The 8,886-nt window shown below is 63.6% G+C and carries 11 protein-coding genes; 3 read left to right on the top strand and 8 right to left on the bottom strand.

The features are described from left to right. Positions 1-55 precede the first annotated feature (55 nt). From UP10_RS24410 to UP10_RS24385, 6 genes are all read right to left on the bottom strand, one after another. Entirely contained in the window at positions 56-424 is a 369-nt protein-coding gene (locus UP10_RS24410; protein WP_044589761.1) for a YciI family protein, read from the bottom strand. A 33-nt stretch (positions 425-457) separates the two neighbouring features. Then, positions 458-883: a YciI family protein gene (locus UP10_RS24405; RefSeq protein ID WP_044589760.1), complete on the bottom strand. Its 426-nt coding sequence runs from the start codon at positions 881-883 to the stop codon at positions 458-460. A 14-nt stretch (positions 884-897) separates the two neighbouring features. Beyond that, positions 898-1,323 carry a YciI family protein gene (locus UP10_RS24400; RefSeq protein ID WP_044589759.1) on the bottom strand — a complete coding sequence of 142 codons (426 nt, stop codon included), beginning with the start codon at positions 1,321-1,323 and terminating at the stop codon, positions 898-900. A 134-nt stretch (positions 1,324-1,457) separates the two neighbouring features. Further along, positions 1,458-2,660: a serine hydrolase domain-containing protein gene (locus UP10_RS24395; RefSeq protein ID WP_044589758.1), complete on the bottom strand. Its 1,203-nt coding sequence runs from the start codon at positions 2,658-2,660 to the stop codon at positions 1,458-1,460. An 81-nt stretch (positions 2,661-2,741) separates the two neighbouring features. Beyond that, entirely contained in the window at positions 2,742-3,113 is a 372-nt protein-coding gene (locus tag UP10_RS24390; RefSeq protein WP_044589757.1) for a nuclear transport factor 2 family protein, read from the bottom strand. 146 nt (positions 3,114-3,259) lie between these two features. Beyond that, positions 3,260-3,913, bottom strand: coding sequence for a glutathione S-transferase family protein (locus UP10_RS24385; RefSeq protein ID WP_044589756.1), 654 nt, complete (start codon positions 3,911-3,913; stop codon positions 3,260-3,262). Positions 3,914-4,418: 505 nt separating this feature from the next. Between UP10_RS24385 and UP10_RS24380 the strand changes: the two genes are divergently transcribed. From UP10_RS24380 to UP10_RS24370, 3 genes are all read left to right on the top strand, one after another. Beyond that, positions 4,419-6,089, top strand: a complete 1,671-nt coding sequence (locus UP10_RS24380; RefSeq protein ID WP_044589755.1) for a methyl-accepting chemotaxis protein — start codon at positions 4,419-4,421, stop codon at positions 6,087-6,089. Between the two features lie 275 nt (positions 6,090-6,364). Next, positions 6,365-7,153 carry an SDR family NAD(P)-dependent oxidoreductase gene (locus UP10_RS24375; protein ID WP_044590094.1) on the top strand — a complete coding sequence of 263 codons (789 nt, stop codon included), beginning with the start codon at positions 6,365-6,367 and terminating at the stop codon, positions 7,151-7,153. Positions 7,154-7,324: 171 nt separating this feature from the next. Next, complete coding sequence (locus tag UP10_RS24370) at positions 7,325-7,747, top strand: hypothetical protein (RefSeq protein ID WP_044589754.1); 423 nt, start codon at positions 7,325-7,327, stop codon at positions 7,745-7,747. A gap of 124 nt (positions 7,748-7,871) precedes the next feature. Here UP10_RS24370 and UP10_RS24365 read toward each other — a convergent pair whose 3' ends face one another. Then, a complete protein-coding gene (locus UP10_RS24365) occupies positions 7,872-8,282 on the bottom strand; it encodes a VOC family protein (RefSeq protein ID WP_044589753.1) in 411 nt (136 codons plus the stop codon). A gap of 37 nt (positions 8,283-8,319) precedes the next feature. Continuing rightward, positions 8,320-8,856, bottom strand: coding sequence for an SRPBCC family protein (locus UP10_RS24360; protein WP_044589752.1), 537 nt, complete (start codon positions 8,854-8,856; stop codon positions 8,320-8,322). Between the last annotated feature and the right edge of the window lie 30 nt (positions 8,857-8,886).

The following is an 8,886-nucleotide window of genomic DNA, read 5'->3' as shown; positions in this document are numbered from 1 at the left end:
ACTACAAAGCATTAACGGACTGTTCGCTGTGGAGACCTGATTACCGACCGGGGCACTACCGGCCCGGAATCGGCAGCACCGGCATGATCTCGACCGCCTCGCCCGGGAAAATCGCGAAATGCGGGTGGTTCTCGAACAGTTTGGCCGCCGCCTGCTGCGACGGCGCGCGCACCAATGTGAAGCCGGTCAACAGATTGGTGATGTCGGCTGCGCCCTTGGCGTCGACCTTCGTGGTCTTGCCGAGCGGGCCGCCGATCTCGACGATTACATCGTGATGCTTCTCGACCCAGGCACCCCAGGCGGCCATGCCCTGTTGCTCCTTTGCCTTACGCTCGGCCTCCGGCAGCTTGTTCCAGGCCGCCATGCGCGCGCCGTCCTTGCCGCCGCCGAGATAGACCGCGAGGTATGTGTTGGTGGTGCTCATCTGCTTGCTCCCTGTGGGTGATGGATTGATGGTTTAACGAAGTGCCTTGCCCCAGCCGCCTTGCGGATGTTCGAAGGTCGCGGCGGCCTCTCGGACCTCTTCCGGGAAGTCCGCCATCTCCTGCACCTGGCGGATCTCGATGATCTCGCTGGTGGAGGCCGGGCATTTCCTGGCCCATTCGATCGCCTCCGCACGCGAAGCGACGTCGATCATCCAGAAGCCGCCAATCACTTCCTTGGCCTCGGTGAACGGACCGTCGGTGAGGACGGGCGTGCCTGATGCAAACGAGACCCGCGCGCCGGTCGCGGGCGGGTGCAGGCCCTCGAGCGTGATCAGCACGCCGGCGTCCTTCAGCGCCTGATTGTATCGCATCATCGCGGCGACGCGCTCGGGGTCGAGATCGAGCTCGGCCGGTGCGCTCTCGTAACCGAGCGGGATCATCAGCATCATGAAACGCATGGTGTTGCTTCCTTTTATTTTCGCGTCACGTCTTCGACCTGCGCACGCAGGCGTTCGCCCTGCTCGCGCAGTTCCGGGGTCAGGGCGTCGCCGAAATCATCAGCCGCAAACACCTGGCGGATTTCGATCTCGGAACCGCCGTCGAACGGCGCGCGCTTCATCCAGCCGATCGCCTCATCCAGCGATTTGGTCTCGATCAGCCAGAAGCCCGCGACGAGATCGCCGGACAGGCTGAACGGACCGCGCGTCACCGTGCTCTCTCCGCCGGCATATTTGACCCGCGCACCCTTCACGGTCGGATGCAACCCCTCGCCCGCCTGCATCACGCCGGCCTGGACCATCTCCGCGTTGAACTTGCCCATCGCGGCCAAGAGCTCCGTGCTCGGCATCACGCCGGCTTCGGTATCCTTGTCGGCCTTCACGATCACCATGAACTTCATCGTCCTGCTCCGTTGTCTGTTGTGCGGGCCGGTCTCAATGCCGGCACTCGGCTGAAAGACGAAGGGGATTTTGCTGCACCGACACGGCCAAAGAAATTATCTCGGGCGTTATTGTCGCACCCTGCTTGCGCGCCCTAGTCATCGATCGCCTGATAGGCAAGCGTCCAGAAATCGGTGAACACGGGTAGCGGCTGCGGCGAATCCATCATGCGCTGGGTCAGCAGGATTCCGGTCATTGCCTCGTGCGGGTCGGAATACCAGGACGTGCCGTAACCGCCGTCCCAGCCGTAGCGGCCCGGCATGTGACAGAGATCGTCACGCCCCGTGAATACCGACATCCCGAATCCCCAGCTGCGCGCGGCACCGAGGAACATTTCGGAGTCCTGCTTGTGTTCCGGCGCGAGCTGGTCCGAGGTCATCAACTCCACCGACGGCCGCGACAGGATGCGCTCGGAACCAAGCCGCCCGCCATTGAGCAGCATCTGCGCGAACGCGTTGAAATCGTCGGCGGTCGACACCAGCCCGGCGCTGCCGTTCTCGAGCAACGGCGGCGATGCGTATTTGCCATCAGCGGGATCGTCGAACACCTTCAGCGCACCGGTCGCGTGATCGCGGGCATAGGACGTGGCGAAACGATCGCGCTTGTCCTGCGGCACATAGAATGCCGTGTCCGTCATGCCAAGCGGGGCGAAGATGCGCTCCAGCAAAAAATTCGCCAGCGACGTTCCGGCGACGCGCGCGATCAGCACGCCGAGAATCTCGGTCCCGCTGTTGTAGAGCCAGCGCTCGCCGGGCTGATAGGCCAGCGGCAGCGAGCCGTAGCGGCGCATCAACTCGTCCGGCGGAAACGACGGAAACACCGGCCCTGGCGCGAAGCCGGCATCGGCCATCGCCATCTGGATCGGATAGCGCTGCGGAAACACCGGGATCATGCCGAGACCGAGGCGAAAAGTCAGCAGGTCGCGCAGCGTGATCGCGCGCTGCGCCGGCACCGTGTCGTCGATCTCGGACTCGATGCTGCGCAACACCTTGCGGTCGGCAAGTTCGGGCAGCCAGCGATCGACGGGATCGTCGAGCCTGAGCCGGCATTCCTCGACCAGCATCATGGCGGCGACCGCGGTCACCGGCTTGGTCATCGACGTGATGCGGAAGATGCTGTCACGCTGCATCGGCGCGCCGCCGACTGCCATTCGGCCGATGACATCGGCGTGGATCTCGCCGCGGCGGCTGACCAGCGCGACCAGGCCCGGCACGTTGCCGTCGGCGACATGGCGCGCCAGCACCTCGTGCATCCGTCCAAGCCGCGCGCGCGACAGGCCGCCGTTGTCACTTGGCATTCTCTGGTTCCCTTGCGGACATCATCACGCTCACAGACAACGACGATCGAGCAACCGCGCGATCGACATCGTCGGCGACGTTCATCGTTCCTGCTTGACGAGCTTGCCGTCCTGGTGCGAGGGGCCGAAATAGACGTCGACACGCTTCACTCTATCGCCCTCGAACACGAAGAACTCGGTGTTGCGAAAGCTTTTGCCGTCCCTGGCGACGCAGCGATAGGTGACGAAGGCATCTCCCCCCTCGACCATGATCCGCTCGGTCTCGTGGCGGCCGATCCAGTCGCTGTTGCGCCAGCACTTGTCGAAATAGGTCGGCTTGTCGATGTTCTCGCCATACGGTGTGTTGAAGCGGAAATCCTCCGCGAACGCCTGCGCCACCCCCTCGCGATCGTTCGCGAGATAGGCGGCGAAGATCGCGCGGATGATCTCCGCTTTGTTGCCAGCTGCTGCCATATCGTCTCCAGATTCCCTGCGACCGGCGCGATCCGGAGGGAACCCCCTCCAGATCGCGGGCCTCAGGTGGAAGACGAACGGGAACACCGAAACAAGACAGTCGGCTTGATAATTTTTGCGGGTGCGTTCCAGAGGCAGGAGCGGGCTTAGCCCTGCTTCGGCAGCATGCCGAAATAGGGTTCGGCCTCCTTGAGGATGCGCGCGAAGGCCGGCCGCGCCTTGAGCCGCTCGAGATAGGCATTCAGATGCCGCAGCTCGTCGCCAAACGGCTCGGCCATATGGCCGTAGAACAGCGCTGGTGCGGCCGCGCAGTCGGCCAGGGTGAAGCCCTCGCCCATCATCCAGCCGCCATGCGCGATCTGCTGCTCCAGCATCGCATAGGAGGTGCGGAGCTGCGCCCGCGCTTCCCCCACGCCATGCGGGTCTTTCTTGTCGGCCGGGCGGAGCCGGTCGCCGACGATCTTCTGCATCGGCGCATGGATGTAAAGATCGAGGAAGCGGTCGCGCAGCCGCGTCCTGAGCGCGAGATCGGAATCCCGCGGGATGAACCTGGTGGTGCCCGGATAGTGCTGATCGAGATATTCGATGATGGTGGTTGATTCCGGCACCGTCTCTCCCCGCGCATCGTCGCTGAGGACGGGAAACTTGCCGATCGGCCACAGCGCGAGCAGGGCTGCGCGCTGATCAGGGTCACCGAGATTGACGAAGTTCGGCTTGAAGGGCGTACCGTTTTCGTAGAGCGCGACCAGTACCTTCCAGCAATAGGAAGACAGCGGGTGGTAGTGCAGTGTGAGGGACATTGGCGTTCCTGTCATCGTGTCAGTGGCCCCAGGACGAACCGGAAGCAGCCGCGCCGACATATCGCGCGAACATTATTTGATCGGTCAGAGCGAGGGCGACGGGTCCGGCACCGGCGCCAACCCTTGACCATCGGTGCGCCGAAGACGCGGATCGAATCGTCCGATCGTTAAGCGAAGACTTACTGTGCCATCACGCTTGGTAATACGTCCATCAATCCGGTACGATTGTGGAGCCTCGGTCGTGACATGAGAGCGATGCAGTTGCGCCCGTAAGAGTACGGTGAACATCCCATATCTGCTGTGGATGATAGCGTGCACACTCACAAAATAACTCCGCAAATTGAGCGACATGGCGTCACCCGCCGAGCAAGTTGTGTCGACATCGCGCCGCGTCGCAAAAATCAGCCTTTACCGATGCTAAACGGCTCTCTGCAAATTCTCCGTGAGTTGCCTCGATCCGCTTTTTCCCCATCCCGTTTCGCTCTTGAACCTTCACGGAGCCCTGATGTTTACCTTCAGCAACAAGGCGAAGATCCAGAATGCGCTGGCGCAAGCCGCGGCGATCAGCAAGTCGCAAGCTGTGATCGAATTCCGCCTCGACGGCACCATCGTCACTGCGAACGAGAACTTCCTCAACGCGATGGGCTACACGCTCGACGAGATCAAGGGCAAGCATCACAGCCTGTTCGTCGATCCCGCCACTCGCGACAGCCGCGACTACCGCGAATTCTGGGCAAGCCTGAACCGAGGCGAATTCCAGGCCGCGCAGTACAAGCGCGTCGCTAAGGGCGGCCGCGAGATCTGGATCCAGGCCTCCTACAACCCAATCATAGACAAGAGCGGCAAGCCGGTCGGCGTGGTCAAGTTCGCCACCGACATCACCGCACAGAAGATCCACAGCATGGAGGACGCCGGCAAGATCGCCGCGATCAGCCGGGCGCAGGCGATGATCGAGTTCAACATGGACGGCACGATCGTCAGCGCCAACGAGAATTTCCTCGGCGCGATGGGTTATTCCCTCGCCGAAATCCAGGGCAAGCACCACAGCATGTTCGTGACCCCGGCCGACCGCGGCAGCGTGGCCTATCGCGAGTTCTGGGCGCGGCTGAACCGCGGCGAGTTCGAGGCTGGCGAATTCAAGCGCCTCGGCAAGGGCGACAAGGAAATCTGGATCCTTGCCTCCTACAACCCGATCCTCGACGAGAGCGGCAAGCCGTTCAAGGTCGTCAAGTTCGCGACCGACGTCACGCAGCAGAAGCTGAAGGCGGCCGACAATGACGGCCAGATCGATGCGATCGGCAAGTCGCAGGCGGTGATCGAGTTCAACATGGACGGCACGATCCGCAACGCCAATCCGAACTTCCTCGCCGCGCTGGGCTATTCGCTTGGCGAGATCCAGGGCAAGCACCACAGCATGTTCGTCGAGCCTGTCGAGGCAAGTACGACCGCCTATCGTGAGTTCTGGGCTTCGCTCAACCGCGGCCAGTTCCAGGCCGCCGAATACAAGCGCATCGCCAAGGGCGGCCGCGAGATCTGGATCCAAGCCTCCTACAACCCGATCCTCGACCTCAACGGCAAGCCGTGCAAGGTGGTGAAATACGCCACCGACATCACCGCGCAGGCGATCGGCCGCAAGAAGGCCGAAAGCGCGCGCGGCCTGATCGAGGCGGTCGCCGCCGGCAGCGAGGAGATGAGCGCCTCGATCCGCGAGATCTCGGAGACCATGACCAAATCCAAGCAGCATGCGTCGGCGGCCTCCGGCCGGGTCGAGGCTGCGGATGGCCAGGCCCAGAAACTCAACACCGCCGCGCAGTCGATGAGCGGCATCGTCGAGATGATCTCGAACATTACCGGGCAGATCAACCTGCTGGCGCTCAACGCCACGATCGAATCGGCCCGCGCCGGCGAGGCCGGCCGCGGCTTCGCCGTGGTCGCTTCCGAAGTGAAGAGCCTTGCCAACCAGGCCCGGCAGGCGACCGACACGATCTCGACCGAAATCGACGCGCTGAACGGCATCGCCGGCGAGGTGGTCAGTTCGCTGACCGAGATCAAGACTGCGATCGCCGGCGTCAACGAGTACATCACCTCGACCGCCGCCGCGGTCGAGGAGCAGAGCATCGTGACGCAGGACATGTCCACCAACATGCAGCGCGCCTCCGCCGAGCTCGCGGCGTAAGGCGCGAAATCGCGACACCCGTCGTTTCCACCCAACGGCCTTGACCTTGCCGTTGGGGACGCGAGCGGGAAAGCCTCGAAGGATGAACGGCCGGGCTGGGGACGGACATCCTTCGAGTTGCGCCAGCGGGCCCGCCGGGCTCCTGCTCGTTGCCACCTCCCCGATAGCTTGCTGACAGCGCAGCGCCGGTGTCCGGTTGACACCGCCGACCAAAGGTCGCAGACGCTCCCTTGATCGCGAGCAGACGCCGCTCGCTCGAACAACGGACCCGCATCATGACCTCGCCTTCGCCCAAAGTCGCACTCGTTACCGGCGCCGCGCGCGGCATCGGGCTGGCTGCGGCAAAACGCTTTCTCGGCGAGGGCTGGCACGTCGCACTGCTCGATATCGAGGGCGAATTGCTGCGCGCTGCGGTGGCGGCGCTTGATGACCCCGACAATACTTTGTCGCTGACCTGCGACGTCTCGGATGCCGACGGCGTGGCGGCAGCGATAGCGGCGGTCAGCAGCCGCTTCGGCCGGCTCGACGCCCTCGTCAACAACGCAGGCGTCGCCGTGTTCGCGCCGGTGCTGGAGACCAGCGACGCCGACTGGAGCCGTATCCTCGCGGTCAACCTCACCGGTCCGTTCCTGTGCACCAAGGCGGCCGCACCCCTGATGCGCGAGCACGGCGGCGGCGCGATCGTCAACATCACCTCGATCTCGGCGGTGCGCGCCTCGACGCTGCGCTCGGCCTACGGCACCAGCAAGGCGGGTCTCGCGCATCTCACGAAGCAACTCGCGGTCGAGCTCGCCTCGCTCGGCATTCGTGTCAATGGCGTCGCTCCAGGACCGGTCGAGACCGCGATGGCCAAGGCGGTGCACACCGCGGAAATCCGCGCCGACTATCACGACGCAATTCCGCTCAACCGCTACGGGCTGGAAGAGGAACTGGCGGACGCGATCTTCTTCCTGTGCTCGGACCACGCCAGCTACATCACCGGACAGATCCTCGCCGTCGACGGCGGTTTTGACGCCGCCGGCATCGGCCTGCCGACCCTGCGCGGCCAGCGGCGGAACGGCTGACCAGCCAACACGGCCACCACGGCGATCGTCGGTGCGATCAAGAACCGGGCGACCTGAACCATCCCTCATCGGCGGGAGGGGCATTGGTCTTGACGATGCCCCAATCCGGCGCAAGTTTGCGCTATCAGATGCGGCGGGACCTTGATCGCATCGGCGACACGGATTGCGCTCATGAAGATGATTGTCGCGGCGGCAGCTTTCTGCGCAACAATTTCCTGCGCCCAGGCCGAGATACGCATCCTCGCCAGCCCCGGCGGCCAGGTCGGCCCGTTCATCGAATTGTTCGACAAGGTGCGCGCATCAGGCGAACGCGTGGTGATCGACGGCCCGTGCCTGTCGGCCTGTACGCTGGTGCTCTCGATGGTGCCGAACGACCGCATCTGCGTGACCCGACGCGCAGTGCTCGGCTTCCACGCCGCGCGCTCGATCGACCGGCGCGGGCGTCTATATGCGGAGCCCGAAGCATCCGAGGCGGTGCTGGAGGCCTACCCGGCCCAGGTGCGCGGCTGGATCATCCGCCGCGGCGGATTGACGTCGCGCCTCCTGCTGCTACGCGGCCGCGAGCTCGCGGCGATCTATCCGCGGTGCAGGTGAGGATTTTGTGGCCGCAGGCCGTAGGGTGGGCAACGGCGCGATAGCGCTGTGCCCACCATTCCACGCTCGGTGCAAGAGATGGTGGGCACGCTTCGCTTTGCCCACGCTACGATTCTTGTCCGGCTCACATCTCCTGCGGGCAGTTCACCATCCAGGGGATGCCGAACTGATCGACGCACATGCCGAAGCCCTTGGAGAAGAAGGTCTGGCCGAACGGCATGGTGATGCTGCCGCCGTCGGCCAGCGCCTTGAACCTACCCCCGGCCTCAGTGGGATCCTCGACCTGCAGCGAGACCGAAAAGCCCTGCGGCTTCTGGAAATGACCGGGCGGGGCGTCGGACGCCATGATGACCTCGCCATCGATCGTGATCTTGGCGTGCATGATCTTGTCCTTCCACTCCGGCGGCATCGGCATCTCCGGCGGTCCTTCGCCGAACGGGAACGAGGCCTCGATCTTCGCGCCGAGCACCTTCTGATAGAATTTCAATGCGGCTTCGCAATTGCCGTCGAAGTACAGATAGGGATTGACCTGCATGGCTTGCTCCTTGGGGGACTGACGAGGAACGTAACGGCTACTTTTCCGTGAGCTTCTTCAGGTTGGCGAGACCGGCTTCGAAATCCTTGCCGATCATGTGATCCAAGTTGATGAACACCTGCATGAGCTTCGACATGAAGACGGCCGGACCGTACATCGTCCATGTGACGCTGGTCGCATCGCCCTGCGGCAGCATTGTGAACTCGGCGGTGTTGTGGCCCTCGAACGGCTTGAAGAAATCGAGCTTGATGACGATCTTCGACGGCACCGACGCATCGAGGATCTCCATGCGGCCGGAGCCGACATTCTTGTTGCCGTCCCAGGCATAGACCGCGCCCTGGCCCCGTTCCGCGCCGACATAGGTGCGCTTCATCGCGGGATCCCTGGTCTCGTAGGGCGACCACGCGACCCATTGGTGGAAGTCGTTGATCAGTGGGAATATCCGCTCCGCCGGCGCCTTGATGCTGATCGCACGCACGACCCGAAGCGTATCAGGCTTGGCCGCCGCCAGGATGAGGACGACCGCAATCGCGATCGCCAGGATGACGGCGATGATGGCAATGGTCTCGAACATGATGGTCTCCGTGACAACAGATTCAGGAAT

Origin of the sequence: Bradyrhizobium sp. LTSPM299, from assembly GCF_000938235.1 — a bacterium.
In the GTDB taxonomy this organism is placed as follows: domain Bacteria; phylum Pseudomonadota; class Alphaproteobacteria; order Rhizobiales; family Xanthobacteraceae; genus Bradyrhizobium.
This window is presented reverse-complemented; position numbering and strand designations above follow the sequence as displayed.

What these genes read in the sequence shown, in the direction of transcription:
- UP10_RS24380 (WP_044589755.1), top strand. Translation starts at nt 4,419, where the DNA reads ATGTTTACCTTCAGCAACAAGGCGAAGATCCAGAATGCGCTGGCGCAA.
- UP10_RS24410 (WP_044589761.1), bottom strand. Translation starts at nt 424, where the DNA reads ATGAGCACCACCAACACATACCTCGCGGTCTATCTCGGCGGCGGCAAG.
- UP10_RS24400 (WP_044589759.1), bottom strand. Translation starts at nt 1,323, where the DNA reads ATGAAGTTCATGGTGATCGTGAAGGCCGACAAGGATACCGAAGCCGGC.
- UP10_RS24385 (WP_044589756.1), bottom strand. Translation starts at nt 3,913, where the DNA reads ATGTCCCTCACACTGCACTACCACCCGCTGTCTTCCTATTGCTGGAAG.
- UP10_RS24370 (WP_044589754.1), top strand. Translation starts at nt 7,325, where the DNA reads ATGAAGATGATTGTCGCGGCGGCAGCTTTCTGCGCAACAATTTCCTGC.
- UP10_RS24390 (WP_044589757.1), bottom strand. Translation starts at nt 3,113, where the DNA reads ATGGCAGCAGCTGGCAACAAAGCGGAGATCATCCGCGCGATCTTCGCC.
- UP10_RS24375 (WP_044590094.1), top strand. Translation starts at nt 6,365, where the DNA reads ATGACCTCGCCTTCGCCCAAAGTCGCACTCGTTACCGGCGCCGCGCGC.
- UP10_RS24360 (WP_044589752.1), bottom strand. Translation starts at nt 8,856, where the DNA reads ATGTTCGAGACCATTGCCATCATCGCCGTCATCCTGGCGATCGCGATT.
- UP10_RS24405 (WP_044589760.1), bottom strand. Translation starts at nt 883, where the DNA reads ATGCGTTTCATGATGCTGATGATCCCGCTCGGTTACGAGAGCGCACCG.
- UP10_RS24395 (WP_044589758.1), bottom strand. Translation starts at nt 2,660, where the DNA reads ATGCCAAGTGACAACGGCGGCCTGTCGCGCGCGCGGCTTGGACGGATG.
- UP10_RS24365 (WP_044589753.1), bottom strand. Translation starts at nt 8,282, where the DNA reads ATGCAGGTCAATCCCTATCTGTACTTCGACGGCAATTGCGAAGCCGCA.